Here is a 14,261-nt window from a genome sequence, read left to right as displayed (position 1 = left end):
CGCCGTGGCCGGCCGATTCGCCAGCAGCCCGGCGTGATCCTCAGTGGCAGTGCGTATCGAGGTGGACGTCGCGGTCGGCGTAGCCGGGGCCGAGTTCGACGGTAGCGTGGTCGACGCCGTGGGTCGCGAGTTCGTCGTGGACGCGCTGGAGGACCGCCTCCGCTTCCGCCATCGTCTCGACGCCGGTCTCGACGTGCATCGTCGCGACCGTGATCTGGCTGCAGATCTGCCACGCGTGGAAGTCGTCGACCCGGTCGACGCCGTCGATCTCGCTCACGTGGGCACGGATCTCGTCGCTCTCGAGGGGCGTCCTGAGGAAGAAGATCTCGCCGCTGCCGCGCAACACCGTCACTGCAGACCAGGCCACGACGGCGGCGATCAGTGCCGCGGTGATCGGGTCGATGACCCGGATACCGGTCACCTCGATGGCGATCACGGAGACGATGACGGCGACCGAGCCGCCGGCGTCGCCCAGGAGGTGGTAGAACGCCCCCTTCTCGTTGAGGCTCATCGCGTCGCCGTGGAGGACGATCACCGAGACGACGTTGACCGCGAGCCCACCGACCGCGATGGCGAGGGTGGGAGCGACGCCGATACTGATGCTGGCCGGCTCGAGAAAGCGCCGATACGACTCCCAGACGATAAAGCCGACCATCGGCAGGAGCAACAGGCCGTTGAGGAAGGCGGCGAACGGCTCGAGGCGGTGGAGGCCGTACGACCAGCGGTCGCCGTCGCCGTAGTGTTCGGCGACGTAGGAGGCGGCGAAGGCCATCACGTACGCGAGGGCGTCGAACAGCATATGGACGGCGTCGCTGATCAGCGCGACGGAGCCGAACGCCAGCCCGCCCGCGAGCTCGACGAGAAAACCGACGACGTTGATCAGCGAGACGGCGGCGAGCTTGCGGCTGCTCGTCGATCCGCTGCCGTGTCCGTGACCGCCGTGGTCGTGATCGCGTCCGTGCTCGTCGTGCGAGTGCGAGCCGTCGTGGGCGTGCGCCGACTCGGTGGGACTCATTCGTATCCGAACTCGGCCCGTCCCGCTTATTAATTCGGCTGCTATTGAGCGGCGGATAGACTAGCAACCTTCACAAATGAATTGGCTTGAGTTAATAATTCCGCGTGCGGCGGCCGAATCGGTCGCCACCGGAAGAATTTCGGTCGCGGTCTCCCATCTCGAGGGCGTGACCGACGGCGAGGAGTACACGCTGGCCGACGAGATCGTCGCCCGTGCGCGGATCCACGCCCGCGAGGTCGTCGACGACCACGAGCTGGCGGTCGACCTCGAGGCGCTCGAGTGGGAGGTCTCGACGCGAGCGCGCCGCCGGGCGGGGGCGTGTCGCTGGCACGCCGACCGCGGGATGGCGACGATCGTCCTCGCACGGCAGGCCTACGAGGAGTACGACTGGGCCACGTTCGCCGGCGTCGTCCGCCACGAGCTCGTCCACGCCTGGGAGTTCCAGCGGTTCGGCGAGTCCGGCCACGGGGACCGGTTTCGCGACCGGGCCGCGGCGCTCGAAGCACCCCGGTACTGCGAGGCGTTCACCGAGCCACGGTACGTCCTCCGGTGTCTCACGGACGGCTGTGACTGGCGGGCGAAGCGCCATCGCGCCTCGAAGCCGGTGAAAGCGCCTGATCAGTACCGCTGCGGGATTTGCGGCGGCTCGTACGAGGTCGAACACACGGACAGCGGCCGAACGTGGGCAACGGCGAGCGGCTACGGCGGTGCGAAGGCGGCGCTCGACGAGAAGTGGTAGCGAGACGGAACGAGCACGGCGAAATCGAGTCGACCGCGCAACACTTATTCGCCTCACGCTACCTGTTTCAGACATGGGAATACTCGATTTGATGCTGGGGAAGTCGGGCCCCGGCGAGCAGGGTGTCGAGGGGAAGTCGTACACGCTGCCGAAGGAGACGCACGACTTCGTCTACCCCGTCGCGGTCCACCGGGAGGAGCTCGAGGCGTTCGCCGAGCTACTCGAGGCGGAGGCGGCCGCCCCGTCGCTCGAGGAGGCGGGCGACCTACAGGCGGCCTTCGACGGAATGGTGGACGGCCGCTCGAGCGATATCGACGCCGGGGAACTGGCCGAGCGGATGCGACGGCCCCGGAAGGCGACCGAGCCGGTGATCGAGACCTGGCGCGAAGGAGTCGAGCGGGACATCGGCGTGGTCTACGCCCGCACGGACACGTACGACCACCTGCTCGCGTTCGTCAAGCTCTGTAAACAGCGCGACGAGGACGACGACGATCCGTTCGAACTCCCCGAGAGCTTCCAGCGGGCGGCGGCGCTACTGAAGCGAGTGGAGGAGGCGTCCGACAGCAAGTATCGCGCCGTCGTTCATACGGACATCCTGCCCGGCAAGAAGTATAGTAGCCACTGAAAGTCGATGCACACCCGATCGCACGATAGCTGTGCGATCGGTGTGTAAATCGTTTCAGTTGTTACTATAGCGACGTCTCCAGCGGATCGGGTTAGACGATCGTCTCGAACGCCTCGAGCGACGCGAGTTCGTAGGTCGGCTCGTGGTCGCGCGGGCCGCCATCGCGGCCGGTGTCCAGCCAGGCCGAATCGAGCCCCATCGCGTTTGCGCCGGCGATGTCGGCATGCAGCGAGTCGCCGACGTGGATCGCCGCGTCGGGCGCGACCCCGAGGTCGGCGAGCGCGCGCTCGAACGGTGCCGCGCTGGGTTTCGGATGGATGCCGGCGCTCGGTTCGGTGAACACCCGCGCGTCGAACGCGTCGTCGATGCCGAGGGCCTCGAGTTTCTTCGTTTGCGTGTTCCGCCCGCCGTTCGTGATGAGACCGACCCGGCTCCGATCGCGGGCGTGCTCGAGCGCCGCTTTCGCACCCGGGCGAAAGGCGACGGCGGTCGGATCCTGTCGCTCGAGGTACTCCCCCGCGAGTTCCGGCGCGACGCCCGAATCGATGCCGGCGCGGCCCGCGACCTCGGCGAAGAGGTGTTCGTAGAACTCGCGGTCCGTCTCGGCGGTCGGCAGGTCGGGCACGGCGGCCCGGAGCTCCGCGGGCGTACAGAACGGCTCGTAGCCGGCTCCGGAGAACGCGGACTCGAGCAGGCCGGCGGGATCCTGCGTCGATTCGCAGAGCGTCATATCCAGATCGAAGCAGATCGCGTCGTAGGCGGCCATCTCGTTCGTGTATGAGTGCGGGCGTTCTCAACGTTTCGCCGACTAGGTTGGTTTTGCGTGAAACGGATCGGTGTCAGGAACGCGAACACCCCGAAAGCCCCACCCCGCGGTGGTTCGATCAGGCGGCCGATACACGTCGGCTGAGCAGATTGGTCTCGACTCGAGTCGGTCCCACCGATTCCACAGTAGTTATTTCATCTGACACGCCTCTCGAGATATGGACGTCGTCAAGCGAGTCCACGTCGTGCCGCTGGGCTACGAGTTCGATCGGATCCTCGAGCCGATTCGGGACCAGCGGGCCGATCTGGTCTACCTGCTCGAGGCAGCGGGCGTCGGCGACCGCGACGAGGCGGTCGGAGGCGAGGACGCCGACGGACACGCGGAACGAAACGCCACCGCGGCCGCCGAGTACCACGCGGAACTGCGTGACGAACTCGAGTCGGTCGTCCCGGAGGTTCGGACGTGGGAGTGCGATCTGACGGACGTGTACGCTGTGCTCGGGGACGTGACGACGATCGCAGACATCCACGCCGAGGACCAGGTGTACGTCAACGTTTCGGGGGCCGGCACGATCCCGGCGATCGGCGCGACGATCGCGTGCATGGACGTCTCGACCGACGCCCACGCGTACTACGTCGAGCCCTCGACGTACGCCCACGCCGGGACGACCGAGCCGACCTCCTTCGGCGTCGACGAGATCGAGGAGGTACCGACCTATCCGATCGAGTCGCCGACGCGCGATCAGGTCGCCATCATGGAGTTCCTGTCGGACCCCGACGCGTGGGACGGCTATCACGACGATCGGACCGCGCCGCCGAAGAAGAAGGATCTGATCGAGTACGCTCGCGATCACGACCTCTCGTTTATGGCCGATCGTCGCACCCCCAACGAACGGGCCGGAGAGGACAAGGGGGCGTTCCGCATCCTCGATACGCATATCCTCGAGCCGCTCGCCGAGGACGGCTACGTCACGATCGAATCCGTCGGCCGCCGGCGCGTGGTCGAACTGACCGAGCGGGGCGAGAACGCCTACCGGGCGTTCCGCCACAAACTCATGGACGAGGCCGGCGAGCCGCGGTAGGAGGGAGCGTCAGCGGGGGGCGGTACAGCGGTTACTCGGTGTCGTGAACACACGCGTAGAGCCTCGTTCCCAGCCGAGCCAGCTCGAGGTCGGCCTCGAGGCGCTCGACGTGGTCGCGAAGCGCCGCCGCTTCCAGCCCCGGGTACTCGCGGTCGGTGCGGGAGTCGAGATGGCTGCTCGCGCGAGCGAGCAGGAAGGGCGCGGCGTCAGCGAGGCGCGAGCCCGGCAGCTGGGGGCCAGCGGTACGGCCGCGCTCGACCGCGGCCAGGATCTCCTGAGCCACGACGAGTCGGCGTCGCAGCGAGCGAACGTCGTCGGCGGCGGCCGGCGGACCCAGATGTTCCGCGAGCAGTTCGTCGGCCGCGACGACGCGATCCGGCTCGGCGTCGAACGCGGTCGCGAACTCCTCGCGGTCGGGCTCGCCGATTTCGGTGCGACGACACGCGAGCCGGACGGCCCCGAGAACGGCCGCCAACCGGCCGTACTCGAGGGTCGCCAGCTCGCCCGCGTGATCGAACGCCGCTCGAGCGACGTCGGTCGCGGCGTCCACCTCCAGACGGCGGGCGGCGCAGTCGATCGTCGGTTCGCCAGCGGTCTCGAGGTGGCGCTGACCCATATGGGATGACTGGAACGATCGCATGTTATCAGCTTCTGAGAAAGTATTGCTACTATCAGTACTATTCTGAGTATCATGACTGTTGATTCAGCAGTGACGATCGGCCCGGACGAACCGAGCACCGGACAATCACAGTGAATCCGGACCGGGGCGAGTCGGCCGACCACACCACCTGCCCGATCCGCCACGTTCAAGCCGATTCCCTTCGACGGTCGATTTATGACGCGATCTGTCTGGGTGAAAGCCGACGACGCCGTCGGCGACTGGGACGACCGCCGGGCGCGGATCACTGCCGCGCTCGAGGCGGGTGTAGACTGGGTACTGGTCGACGAGGACGACGTCTCCCGCGTCCGCGAACTCGGCGACATCAACGTCGCGGCGTTTCGGACCGACGGCGACGTGACGCTGGTCGACGACATCGACGACGCCGAAGGCGGAAGCGACGACGACGTGGCCGCACAGGCGGACGCGGTCGTCGTCGGCAAGAACGGCGAGGGCGACGCGACGATCGACCTCCCGGAGGACTTCTCGGGATCCGCGGACCTCTCGACGCTGCGCCGCGACGGTGACTTCGAGCGGGGCGCGTACGTCCGCATCCTCGGCAAGGAGTACGAGCGCTTCGCCGAGACCGCCGCCGAGGAGGCCGACCACACGATCGTCGTCGGCGAGGACTGGACGATCATCCCCCTCGAGAACCTGATCGCCCGCATCGGCGAGGAGACCGACCTCGTGGCGGGCGTCACCAGTGCCGAGGAAGCCAAGACGGCCTTCGAGACCCTCGAGATCGGAGCCGACGCCGTCCTGCTGGACTCGGACGATCCCGACGAGATCCGCAAGACAGTCGAGGTCCGCGACGAGGCCGAACGCGAGAGCCTCGACCTCGAGTACGCCGAAGTGCTCGACGTCGAACGGGCCGGCAGCGCGGACCGGGTCTGCGTCGACACGGGCAGCATGCTCGAGCACGACGAGGGGATGCTCGTCGGCTCGATGAGCCGCGGGCTGGTCTTCGTCCACGCCGAGACGGCCGAATCGCCGTACGTCGCCTCCCGGCCGTTCCGGGTCAACGCCGGCGCGGTCCACGCCTACGTCCGCACCCCCGACGGCGGCACGAAGTATCTCGCCGAACTCCAGAGCGGCGACGAGGTCCAGATCGTCGACCTCGAGGGGAACACCCGCGAAGCGATCGTCGGCCGGGCCAAGATCGAGCAGCGACCGATGTTCCGGATCGCCCTCGAAACGGAGAGCGGCGACCGCGTCGAGACGCTCCTCCAGAACGCCGAGACGATCAAGGTGGCGACGGCGGAGGGACGGAAGGCGGTGACCGACCTCGAGGCCGGCGACGAGATCCTGCTGTACTACGAGGACACGGCCCGACACTTCGGCGAGGCCGTCGAAGAGAGCATTATCGAGAAGTAGTCGTTAGATATCGGTCGTCTCCGTCTCCGTTTCGGGCTCTGTCGGCTCGAGGCGCGTCGTACACCAGTGACAGAACTCGAGGTCTTCGTCGACTTCTTTCCCACACTCCGGACAGGTCAGTTCGTCAGCGGCGTCGGCTCCGCCCGACCGGTAGCCGAGCGCCCGGACGGTCGCATCGACCGCGGCGAAGAGAGCGATAAACGAGAGGAGGAACTGCGCCATCGCGTCGGTCTCCTCGGTCATGATCTCCGCCTGCTCGAAGGCTTGCTCGTAGCTCGTTATCGGGCCCGCCTGCGCGATCTGTTCGAGCGGGAGAAAGAGGACGCTCGCCGAGAGGAAGAGCGCGGCGAACGCGGCGGCGCGAAGCCAGTCCCGGACGAGGACGTGTCCGGCACCCGGCATGATCACCGAAAGGCCGGCGGCGAGGAGCGCACGGATCCATGTCATTGTCTGTGATGACGGTAGGGGACCCTCGCCCTTAACATTCCGATTTCGATTACTATCGAGCGCAGTACCGGAGGTTATCCGGCAGAGCGAGTAGCGCCACCGTCTTCGCCACACCAGACGGCGACGTCGACGGTCGTTTCGATCGTCGTCGAATCCGTCGCGACCTCGAGTTCGATCGGCACGTCCCGTGTGGTCTCCGCGCCGGCACACGGATCGCCAGCAACGTCTACCGAGGCGTTTTCACCGGGTTCGATCGGTTCGTCAGGTTGATCTACGCTCGCGTTCGACGCCCACGTTCCGACTCGCGATTCGTCGACGGTCGCGCGTTCGACAGTGAGGTTCGCCGTCGCCTGATTCGTCACCGTGAGGGAACCGTTCGACGCTCTATCGAAGACCACCAGTTGCTCGGACGGGTCGTCGGCGACGTCGATTTCGATCGGCCGTTCGAGCACGACCGAACTGACGCCGCCGCTCGAGACGACGAGCGAGACGAGTGCGAGGACGACCATCGCGATGCCGACTCTCGAGGTCATCGCGGCGGCTCACCTCGTCCGATCCGATTGCGGTGTGCGTAGCTCGCGTGAGCGATCGCAGTGACGCCGAACATGGCGACGAAAATCGCCGCAAGCGCCGTTCCGCCCAGGTCGACGAACGGGAAGATCGCGTACTGTGCGAGTGCGGTCAGCGCCGTTCCGACGACAGTCAACCCCAGGTAGACGTGACTCCACGGGATATCCTGCGCCGGGACGTATTCGAGGTACATCTGGAGTTCCGCCGCCTCGTCGGTCAGCTCGACGACGCCTCGTGACTGGTCGTATTCGATCGCACCGACGTCAGCGAGCTTCGGCAGGTGGGACTGCCGGAGCGCGGTGTAGACCCGCTTTCGCTTCTTCCAGGGCAGTTCGTCGGCTGGAACGTCGTACTCCCAGGCCGAGATCGAGTCGACGAGCGTCCGCAGATCGACCCGTTCCTCGTCGGTTCGCTTGAGATAGTGGAGTACCCACCGGCGCCGTCGGTTGCTCAACATCGTGAATATCTCGTCGCGTGTCAACTCGTCCGTTCGCGATTCGTCTCTCGAAGACAGGTTCGTCACCCCTTCATCCCCATCCACCCGCTCGCCGTCGGCCATGTTAATTAATTGTAAACTATGACGTGGCGACTCGTTCTCGGCCCGCAGTTACCAGTGTATCAGTGTCTGAACAGCCATTGAGAAAATCAGTTAGCCAAACGTAAACGAAATGAACAGTACTTGCGGCGGGTATGGCACCGGTAGAAGAACGTCTCGCGTTCGTAACAGCGGATTGAGCCGCCGCAGGCGTCGCCAGCAGCGTCGGAAAACGGTACATAGCAATACCTGACAGTCACGTCGGGCGGAACGACGTGCGCCATCGCGTTTCGACGAGACGGCGGCGCGTCGACTGTTGGGGAACACAATGACAGGAACGGGAGCGGAACGCGGGACGGTTCTCGGACGAGCGGCGGCGATCGGCGTCGTCGCTCTCGTCGGACTGCTCGTGGCCGGACACGTCCTCGGCGTACCGATCGGTCTCGGGTACGTCGAGACGGGCAGCATGGAACCGACGATCGACGCCGGCGACGGCTTCGTCGCCGTTCCGACCGCCATCGCCGGCCCCGTCGAGGAAGGCGACGTCGTCGTCTACGACGCACAGGAGATCGAGGGCGGCGGGCTGACGACCCATCGGGTGGTCGAGGAGACCGACCACGGCTACGTGACGCGCGGCGACGCGAACCCGTTTACCGATCAAGACGGCGGGGAACCGCACGTCACCGACGGCCAGATCGCCGCGAAAGCGCTACAGGTTAACGGCGAGGTCGTGACGATCCCCCACCTCGGGACGGCCGCGATGACAGTCCAGGGGGGACTCGAGTCGGCCCAGTGGTGGCTCGCGTCGACGTTGGGAATCCGAGCGTTAGCGGGCAGCCAGGGACTCTCGTACCTCCTGCTCGGCTTCGGCCTGCTCGTGATCGTCCTCTCGGCGGCGTTCGACGGCCGCGGGACGCCCGATCGCGACCGATCGCGGTCGCGAACGCGAATCGACGCGTTCGACGCGCGGCGGCTCGTCGTCGGAATGGGTGCCCTCGTCTTCGTGGTCGCGCTGGCGACTATGGTCGCGATGTCGGGATCGGTCGAAATCGGGCTCGTGAGCGCGGAGTTCGACTCGGAGCGGCCCGACGTGGTCCCCGCCGGCGAGACGAAAACGCACTCGACGGAGCTGCGCCACGGCGGCGCGATGCCGGTCGTATCCATCACGGAGCCGGCCAGTAACGGAATCGACGTCGACGACGATCCGCGGGTGCTCACTCGAGGCGAGTCCGTCGACGCGACCGTCGCGCTGACCGCACCGTCCGAGACCGGCTACTACCTGCGGTCGTACACGGACCACCGGTACTTCGCGGTGCTTCCGCCGCCGCTGATCGCCCGACTGCACGCCGTCCACCCCTGGGTGGCGATGACCGGCGTGGCGACCGTCCTCACCGGACTGGTGGTCTCGCCGTTCGCGCTGCTGGCGGGCACCGGCACGATCAGGACCCGCTCGCGGCGTCGTTCGGATTCGACAGGGGGATTTCTGAGGTGACAATCATGGATGTGACTGGTGCGTCTCGAGGGAGGTATCGACGATGAACAGCGATCGATTGGTCGTGCGTGCGCGGGCCGCGCTCGACGAGTGGTACGTCGTCGCGGTCGTCGCGTTGCTCGCGCTGGCGCTCGTCGGCGGCTGGGGTGCGTACGCGGCCGTCGCCGGCTCGGCCGAGCAGACGAGTCGACAGCCGGCCGAGGCGTGGTCGGCGACCGGAAGCTTCGACCACGGCGCGGAGGTGCAGCGGGAGAACGAAGTCTATCCGGTCGGAACGCGGCTCTCGGATCGGTCGGTCTACTTCACCCGGGTTACGCCCGAACTCGAGGGGAACTTCACCTACCGGTACGACGCCGACGCCGGCGACGTGACCGCCGACGTCGAGCTCGAGCGGGTGATCCGGTCAGCCGACGACCAGCGGGAGTACTGGGAGGTCAACAAGACGATCGCGGAGACGACGGTCGAGAGCCTCGGACCGGGCGAGACGGCGACGACCGACTTCGCGGTCGACGTGCCCGCCACGGTCAACGAGAGCGAGCGTATCCAGGAGAGCCTCGGCGGTTCGCCGGGCTCGGTCGAGACGACCGTCGTCGCGACCGTGACGATTCAGGGAACGATCGACGGCGATCCCGTCGAGCGGACCGAGCGGTACGAACTCGCCATCACGCCGGACGGGGCCACGTACGGCGTCGACGCGCCGACGACGGCGGACCAGCCCCCGCGGGAGGCGACCGACCCGACGACGACCGCGAGTTCGGCCGGGTTCGTCGGCCCGATCGGCTCCGTGCTCCTGCTGCTGGCGTCGCTCGGCGCCCTCGGCGCGCTCGCGGTCGCGCGAGCCAACGGGACGCTCGCGCCGTCCGAAGCCGAACTCGAGCGCCTCCGCATGCAGTACGAGCGCGAGGAGTTCGACGACTGGATCTCCCGGGGCTCGCTCCCCAACGAGGTTCGCGAGCGGTCGCGGATCGAGGTCTCGACGCTCGAGGACCTGGTGGACGTGGCGATCGACTGCGACCGGCGCGTGCTCGAGGACGAGGCTGCGGGTGGGTACTACGTCGTCGACGGGGACTCGCTGTACGCGTACGAGCCGGCGGAATTCGAGGCGGACCTGAGCGTCGACGCCGGTCTCGACCTGCTCGGGAGGCGGCAGACCGGCGAGGAAAAGGCCGTCGCCGGCGGGTCAGACGATGGGGGTGACGGGCAAGAAGACGCGGCCGAAGACGACTCGTAGGAAATAAACAGTTTCTCACCCGAACCATACTCATCAGTAGGCAGACTCATTGTTTGCGATGGGGGAGTAGACCGAATCCCCTCAATAGATGTTAGATCTGTGCCACCCGATAAAATAGAATAGAGGTAGTTCTCTCTATTTACAGGCCATCGTCATCAATGAGGCCGGATGCGTAGATTCCAAACTCCTCTGGAATTGCGCTGGCATCCGTGGTTACATCATCAACAGCGTCTCCTTCATCACGTAGGTAGAAACTGATATGGACGTATGCATCATCACCAACCCCAAGTTCAAGATGCCCTGAATTTTGACTCCCACTCGGACCATAAGTCGTATCAGCAAGAGGCTTTGGAGAATTAGGGAAATAGGTCTGGTCTGTCAACGTTGTTGAATTGTCGGCGCCGTCCGTGTACTTAAACACCATCGGTGAATCGCTGGGAACATCTTGCAGGGTGACCCGAATCTTATTTGTTCCGTTGTTTTGGATACGGAAGACGTTGTGAAATGCCGTATCCGAGTCCGGGTTGAGACCATCTCCATTTTGGCCATTAGATCCATCGAACACAAGCTGCAGCTTTTTATTCTTCTGAACAGCATATTCGCTTATTGACGCATCTAATCCGAGATACGCCGCATTGTCACCCGCAACATCCACGTTGATTGCCCGATCGACACGTGCTGTAGCAAAGGCACCAGTACCAATTGTAGCCGCACTACCGGCGGCAAGCGATCCCATTCCGACAAGGAATTTGCGTCGTTGCATTGATTTTCGACCTCGTTGTGTCGCGCGCCGTCATAGCCGGCATCACGTTGTCGACCGCCTCCTCATCTGCGACGCGTATTCAGTCGGTCCACAGGATCCATCTTTGGAATATGTAACCAGCAGTAGCAGGAAAGAACGCGTGTTGTTACGGAAGAGAAGTCCTGTAGTGGCTACAGGGACTCCTTGACAAAAGCATTCGACGTCAGAAACGAGTACTCGAGTCTATGAATTAAACCTCTGAGATGGAGGTGTTATACAAATATTGAATTACCAACCGGGAAAATTCTTGACAGTCAGGTGATTTTGATGCAGAATGATTTGGCTACTATATCATTATTGGTCCTCTCTCAAAGAGAGTTCCGAAACTAGATCTGTTAGCGTCTCCAAATCGTACTGCCCCGGCGCGGTCGCCTCTTCTGGATCCACCGGTGCGTATCCGATTTTAGAGCCGTACACCGGCGCGACCGCCCGCGTGTGACTCCCCACTTCCCCCATCGCCATCGTCGCCACGGCATCGCCGTGCGACGTCAGTTGCTCGGTCGCCGACAGCAGCGCGAGGGTATCCGCCTTCGACTCCGCGGTCACCGCCAGCTTCGCCACGTCGGCGTACTTGCCCGCCTCGGTCAGCGTCCGCACCATCTCTTTCCGGGGCGGCGTCCCCTCGAAGTCGTGGGCCGACGCGACGACCGAGACATCGCGCTCGCGGGCCGTCTCGAGCAGCCCCTCGGCCTCCCCCTCGAGGATCGACTCGAGTTCGACGTCGATCGCTTCGACGCCCTCGAGCGCGGTCGCTTCGGCCAGCGCCTCGAGCCGACCCTCGTCTTCGGCCTCGCCGCCTTCCCAGTCAGCTCTGTTCGTGGCGAGGATCGGGAGCTCGCCGTCGTAGGCCTCAAGCGCGGCCAGCGGATCGTCGGCCAGATCCATTCGAAATTCGATCGCGTCGGCGTGCTCGCGGGCCGCGGGCTCGTCGGCGAGATCCGCCGTCGACGCCGCGAGGACGAACGAGTCGAAATCCAGTCCCATTGCTACGGACTGCGAGCGAGAACGACAAAAACGGTATCGTTTCGGCGGGTCGTCGGGTCCGCGGTCAGGCCATCCCGATCGTCTCCTCGGCCTCGAGGAGCTCGTGGTAGCGGTTCCGGATGGTGACTTCGGAGATGTCGGCGACGTCGGAGACGGCTGCCTGCGTGGTCTTCTCGTTGGTCAGGAGCGCGGCGGCGTAGACCGCTGCCGCGGCGAGGCCGACCGGCGACTTACCCGAGTGGACGCCCTTCTCCTTGGCGTTCTGGAGCAGCGAGCGCGCGCGGTGTTCGGCCTCGTCGGAGAGCTCGAGCCCCGACGCGAAGCGGGGGACGTAGCTCTCGGGGTCGGCGGGCTGGACCTCGAGACCGAGTTCGCGCACGACGTACCGGTACGTGCGGGCGATCTCGTTTTTCTCGACGCGGGAGACGTCGGCGATCTCGTCGAGCGAGCGGGGGACGCCGGCCTGGCGGGCGGCGGCGTAGACACAGGAGGTCGAGACACCTTCGATCGAGCGACCGGGGAGGAGGTCCTCGTCTAACGCGCGTCGGTAGATGACCGACGCGGTCTCGCGGACGTTCGTCGGGAGGCCGAGCGCGGAGGCCATCCGGTCGATCTCGCCGAGGGCCTGCTTCAGGTTGCGCTCCTTCGAGTCGCGGGTGCGGAAGCGCTCGTTCCACTTGCGCAGGCGCTGCATCTTCTCGCGCTGGCGGGAGCCAAGCGAGTTGCCGTAGGCGTCCTTGTTCCGCCAGTCGATGTTCGTCGAGAGCCCCTTGTCGTGCATCGTGTTCGTCGTGGGCGCACCCACGCGGGACTTCTCGTTTTTCTCCGCGGCGTCGAACGCGCGCCACTCGGGACCGCGGTCGACCGAGTCTTCCTCGACGACCAGCCCGCAGTCCTCACAGACCGTCTCGCCGTGCTCGTCGTCGACGACGAGCTGGCCCGTACACTCGGGGCAGACGAGGTCCTGGTCCTCGCTTTCGGTCTCCTGTTCGTTCGTTTCGGGTTCGCTACGTCGTACTCTCGTGTTCGATGGTGCGTTAGTCATGCGATGGCGAATGCTCCCGGCCGAACCGATCGTAAAAGCCCGGACGGAGTCGTTACCTCCCACGTTCAGACACTCGAGGTTTAATGGTTTCGAAGTCGTGCCCGGAAACCCCTCGAAACTGGATAATTCGACCGAAAGAGCATGATAGATAGTAACATTAAAGCTGAGAAGCCAGTCGAAACCGGAGCCCCCAAATTCGCCCGATTCGAGCCACAGACATGGAGATCGCAGTCGGCAGCACGAATCCGGTCAAGGTCGAAGCGGTCGAACGCACGCTCGAGCGGTACGAGCCGACCGTCGCCGCCGTCGACGTCGACTCCGGCGTGAGCGAGCAGCCGCGATCGATCGCGGAGACCGTCCGCGGTGCCGAGAACCGCGCTCGGCGGGCGCACGCAGCAACCGACGCCGACTACGGGATCGGGCTCGAGGGCGGCGTCGCCCGGCTCGAGGGCGTTCCGGGTCTCTCCCTGATCATGTGGGGTGCTACGACCGACGGCGACCGGCTCGAGCAGGGCGGCGGGCCGACGCTCCGGCTCCCCGACGATGTCGCCGATCGAGTCGAGGACGGTGCGGAACTGGGACCGGTGATGGACGACCTGCTCGGAACGGAGGGGGTCGCCGAGTCCGAGGGAGCGGCGGGCGTGCTCACCGCCGGCTTGACGGACCGAACGCAGGCGCTCAGCGAGGCAGTTGCGTGTTCGTTCGGATCGTTCGTAGCGGGCACGTACGACGGTGGACCGCGACCGTAACGAGCGCCATCGTGCTCCGGTCGGTCACGTCCGTTCAGGGACGCCGATCGCCGGACGCCGCCGGGAAACGATCAAATACTGGCGACAGTCACCGTCCCATATATTTTAACCGCGCGTACCAACGAAAGCTTTCCACCGGATTATTGAT

Annotated in this window: 16 protein-coding genes; 7 read left to right on the top strand and 9 right to left on the bottom strand. The window is 65.4% G+C overall.

All coding sequences use genetic code 11. The features are described from left to right. Positions 1 to 40: 40 nt before the first annotated feature. Entirely contained in the window at positions 41 to 1,015 is a 975-nt protein-coding gene (locus NDO75_RS01570) for a cation diffusion facilitator family transporter (protein ID WP_310904348.1), read from the bottom strand. Between the two features lie 166 nt (positions 1,016 to 1,181). Here NDO75_RS01570 and NDO75_RS01565 point away from each other — a divergent pair, with 166 nt between their 5' ends. Continuing rightward, positions 1,182 to 1,754, top strand: coding sequence for a SprT-like domain-containing protein (locus tag NDO75_RS01565; protein ID WP_310905155.1), 573 nt, complete (start codon positions 1,182 to 1,184; stop codon positions 1,752 to 1,754). 73 nt (positions 1,755 to 1,827) lie between these two features. Then, positions 1,828 to 2,379 (top strand): hypothetical protein, encoded by a 552-nt coding sequence (locus tag NDO75_RS01560; RefSeq protein ID WP_310904347.1) that lies wholly within the window; start codon positions 1,828 to 1,830, stop codon positions 2,377 to 2,379. 91 nt (positions 2,380 to 2,470) lie between these two features. On the opposite strand, the gene NDO75_RS01555 is transcribed toward NDO75_RS01560, so the two are convergent. Further along, positions 2,471 to 3,145, bottom strand: coding sequence for an HAD family hydrolase (locus NDO75_RS01555; protein WP_310904346.1), 675 nt, complete (start codon positions 3,143 to 3,145; stop codon positions 2,471 to 2,473). A 217-nt stretch (positions 3,146 to 3,362) separates the two neighbouring features. Between NDO75_RS01555 and NDO75_RS01550 the strand changes: the two genes are divergently transcribed. Further along, complete coding sequence (locus tag NDO75_RS01550) at positions 3,363 to 4,226, top strand: DUF6293 family protein (RefSeq protein WP_310904345.1); 864 nt, start codon at positions 3,363 to 3,365, stop codon at positions 4,224 to 4,226. Between the two features lie 31 nt (positions 4,227 to 4,257). Here the strand turns inward: NDO75_RS01550 and NDO75_RS01545 are convergent, their stop codons facing one another. Further along, positions 4,258 to 4,842, bottom strand: a complete 585-nt coding sequence (locus NDO75_RS01545) for a hypothetical protein (RefSeq protein WP_310904344.1) — start codon at positions 4,840 to 4,842, stop codon at positions 4,258 to 4,260. A 219-nt stretch (positions 4,843 to 5,061) separates the two neighbouring features. Between NDO75_RS01545 and NDO75_RS01540 the strand changes: the two genes are divergently transcribed. After that, positions 5,062 to 6,258, top strand: a complete 1,197-nt coding sequence (locus NDO75_RS01540; protein ID WP_310904343.1) for a 3-dehydroquinate synthase II — start codon at positions 5,062 to 5,064, stop codon at positions 6,256 to 6,258. A 3-nt stretch (positions 6,259 to 6,261) separates the two neighbouring features. Here NDO75_RS01540 and NDO75_RS01535 read toward each other — a convergent pair whose 3' ends face one another. The 3 genes from NDO75_RS01535 to NDO75_RS01525 form a co-directional block, all read right to left on the bottom strand. Next, a complete protein-coding gene (locus NDO75_RS01535; protein ID WP_310904342.1) occupies positions 6,262 to 6,705 on the bottom strand; it encodes a zinc ribbon domain-containing protein in 444 nt (147 codons plus the stop codon). Between the two features lie 74 nt (positions 6,706 to 6,779). After that, entirely contained in the window at positions 6,780 to 7,238 is a 459-nt protein-coding gene (locus tag NDO75_RS01530) for a hypothetical protein (protein WP_310904341.1), read from the bottom strand. Beyond that, entirely contained in the window at positions 7,235 to 7,834 is a 600-nt protein-coding gene (locus NDO75_RS01525) for a hypothetical protein (RefSeq protein ID WP_310904340.1), read from the bottom strand. Before NDO75_RS01525 ends, NDO75_RS01530 begins: the two co-directional genes overlap by 4 nt. Before the next feature lie 304 nt (positions 7,835 to 8,138). On the opposite strand from NDO75_RS01525, the gene NDO75_RS01520 reads away from it, so the two are divergent. Next, complete coding sequence (locus tag NDO75_RS01520; protein WP_310904339.1) at positions 8,139 to 9,302, top strand: S26 family signal peptidase; 1,164 nt, start codon at positions 8,139 to 8,141, stop codon at positions 9,300 to 9,302. Positions 9,303 to 9,345: 43 nt separating this feature from the next. Then, entirely contained in the window at positions 9,346 to 10,533 is a 1,188-nt protein-coding gene (locus tag NDO75_RS01515) for a DUF5305 domain-containing protein (RefSeq protein ID WP_310904338.1), read from the top strand. Positions 10,534 to 10,672: 139 nt separating this feature from the next. On the opposite strand, the gene NDO75_RS01510 is transcribed toward NDO75_RS01515, so the two are convergent. The 3 genes from NDO75_RS01510 to NDO75_RS01500 form a co-directional block, all read right to left on the bottom strand. Further along, positions 10,673 to 11,296: a hypothetical protein gene (locus NDO75_RS01510; RefSeq protein WP_310904337.1), complete on the bottom strand. Its 624-nt coding sequence runs from the start codon at positions 11,294 to 11,296 to the stop codon at positions 10,673 to 10,675. A gap of 333 nt (positions 11,297 to 11,629) precedes the next feature. Next, positions 11,630 to 12,319, bottom strand: coding sequence for a type I 3-dehydroquinate dehydratase (locus NDO75_RS01505; protein WP_310904336.1), 690 nt, complete (start codon positions 12,317 to 12,319; stop codon positions 11,630 to 11,632). A gap of 64 nt (positions 12,320 to 12,383) precedes the next feature. Further along, positions 12,384 to 13,364 (bottom strand): transcription initiation factor IIB, encoded by a 981-nt coding sequence (locus NDO75_RS01500; RefSeq protein WP_310904335.1) that lies wholly within the window; start codon positions 13,362 to 13,364, stop codon positions 12,384 to 12,386. Between the two features lie 218 nt (positions 13,365 to 13,582). Between NDO75_RS01500 and yjjX the strand changes: the two genes are divergently transcribed. Beyond that, positions 13,583 to 14,113 carry an inosine/xanthosine triphosphatase gene (gene yjjX / locus NDO75_RS01495; protein ID WP_310904334.1) on the top strand — a complete coding sequence of 177 codons (531 nt, stop codon included), beginning with the start codon at positions 13,583 to 13,585 and terminating at the stop codon, positions 14,111 to 14,113. Positions 14,114 to 14,261 lie beyond the last annotated feature (148 nt).

Source organism: Natrinema sp. 1APR25-10V2 (assembly GCF_031626495.1).
Classification (GTDB): Archaea; Halobacteriota; Halobacteria; order Halobacteriales; family Natrialbaceae; genus Natrinema.
Note: the sequence above shows the minus strand (reverse complement) of the source record. Positions and strands in the feature narration are given on the sequence as shown.

Coding starts and splice junctions, on each gene's coding strand:
- NDO75_RS01570 (WP_310904348.1), bottom strand. CDS start 1,015: ATGAGTCCCACCGAGTCGGCGCACGCCCACGACGGCTCGCACTCGCAC.
- NDO75_RS01560 (WP_310904347.1), top strand. CDS start 1,828: ATGGGAATACTCGATTTGATGCTGGGGAAGTCGGGCCCCGGCGAGCAG.
- NDO75_RS01555 (WP_310904346.1), bottom strand. CDS start 3,145: ATGGCCGCCTACGACGCGATCTGCTTCGATCTGGATATGACGCTCTGC.
- NDO75_RS01550 (WP_310904345.1), top strand. CDS start 3,363: ATGGACGTCGTCAAGCGAGTCCACGTCGTGCCGCTGGGCTACGAGTTC.
- NDO75_RS01545 (WP_310904344.1), bottom strand. CDS start 4,842: ATGGGTCAGCGCCACCTCGAGACCGCTGGCGAACCGACGATCGACTGC.
- NDO75_RS01540 (WP_310904343.1), top strand. CDS start 5,062: ATGACGCGATCTGTCTGGGTGAAAGCCGACGACGCCGTCGGCGACTGG.
- NDO75_RS01535 (WP_310904342.1), bottom strand. CDS start 6,705: ATGACATGGATCCGTGCGCTCCTCGCCGCCGGCCTTTCGGTGATCATG.
- NDO75_RS01530 (WP_310904341.1), bottom strand. CDS start 7,238: ATGACCTCGAGAGTCGGCATCGCGATGGTCGTCCTCGCACTCGTCTCG.
- NDO75_RS01525 (WP_310904340.1), bottom strand. CDS start 7,834: ATGGCCGACGGCGAGCGGGTGGATGGGGATGAAGGGGTGACGAACCTG.
- NDO75_RS01520 (WP_310904339.1), top strand. CDS start 8,139: ATGACAGGAACGGGAGCGGAACGCGGGACGGTTCTCGGACGAGCGGCG.
- NDO75_RS01515 (WP_310904338.1), top strand. CDS start 9,346: ATGAACAGCGATCGATTGGTCGTGCGTGCGCGGGCCGCGCTCGACGAG.
- NDO75_RS01510 (WP_310904337.1), bottom strand. CDS start 11,296: ATGCAACGACGCAAATTCCTTGTCGGAATGGGATCGCTTGCCGCCGGT.
- NDO75_RS01505 (WP_310904336.1), bottom strand. CDS start 12,319: ATGGGACTGGATTTCGACTCGTTCGTCCTCGCGGCGTCGACGGCGGAT.
- NDO75_RS01500 (WP_310904335.1), bottom strand. CDS start 13,364: ATGACTAACGCACCATCGAACACGAGAGTACGACGTAGCGAACCCGAA.
- yjjX (WP_310904334.1), top strand. CDS start 13,583: ATGGAGATCGCAGTCGGCAGCACGAATCCGGTCAAGGTCGAAGCGGTC.